Below are 927 nucleotides of genomic sequence, written 5' to 3'. Positions count from 1 at the left end.
AGAGCCTATCCGAAAAATAAGAGGGAGTGTCGCCAGACGGTGTTGGCGCAAGCTAGGTGGAGGAAGGCTTCGTAGTGAGCGACGTTCTTTTCCCAGCGGATGAGCAAGCGGCGGAAGCGGTGAAACCAGGCGTGGGTGCGCTCGACGACCCAGCGGCGGGCGCGGTAACCGGGGGTGCGGCATTGGTCGGCTTCCTCGCCCCGGCTCAGGATGTGCACCCGGTAGCCCCACTGGGCCAGCAGCCGGCGAACGGCCTCGGCGTCGTAGCCCTTGTCGGCACAGAAACCGGGGGCAAAATCGCCTTCGGCCGGCGGGGGCAGCACGGGCATGGCGTCGAGCACGGCCTGTACCTGCGTGACTTCGTGCACGTTGGCTCCGGTCACGGCCACGCCGATGGGCAACCCCTGGGCCTCGGTGAGCACGTGGCGCTTGACGCCGCCCTTGCCCCGGTCCGTGGGATTGGGGCCGACGGCTTCCCCGCCGAGCGGCGCTTTCGTCTGGCAGGCGTCCAAGCATTGCCAGTCCCAGTCCAGACGACCTTCGGCTTGCAACTGCACCAGGCCGCTGGTCCATAGCTGTTTAAAGACCCCGGCGCGGGTCCATTCCCGGAACCGGTCGTGGACCGTGGAGGCCGCTCCCAGACAACGCGGCAGCGCTTTCCACTGCATGCCGGTGACCAACACGTAATACATGGCGTAGAACATTTGGCGGTTACAGGTCCGCGGCCGGCCGCGCTTGCCAGGGCCGCTGGCCGCCTCCGGCAACAACGGCTCGGCAGCGGCCCAGAGGGCGGGGAAAGGCAAAAAATCGGCGTGAATGGTAGCTTCGTAGTCGGTTGTAGTCGGGCGCAACGAGAATCTTGTAAGGTGTGGTAACCTCAAAATTCTCGCGCCTGGCTACAACTTCCTTATTTTCCGGATAGGCTCT

General features: G+C 64.9%; 1 protein-coding gene. It reads right to left on the bottom strand.

Annotated elements, in window-relative coordinates; all coding sequences use genetic code 11:
* Positions 1-5 precede the first annotated feature (5 nt).
* Entirely contained in the window at positions 6-818 is an 813-nt protein-coding gene (locus BEN47_RS01180) for an IS5 family transposase (RefSeq protein WP_070724377.1), read from the bottom strand.
* Positions 819-927 lie beyond the last annotated feature (109 nt).

It is taken from the genome of Hymenobacter lapidarius, from assembly GCF_001816145.1.
Taxonomy (GTDB): domain Bacteria; phylum Bacteroidota; class Bacteroidia; order Cytophagales; family Hymenobacteraceae; genus Hymenobacter; species Hymenobacter lapidarius.
This window is presented reverse-complemented; position numbering and strand designations above follow the sequence as displayed.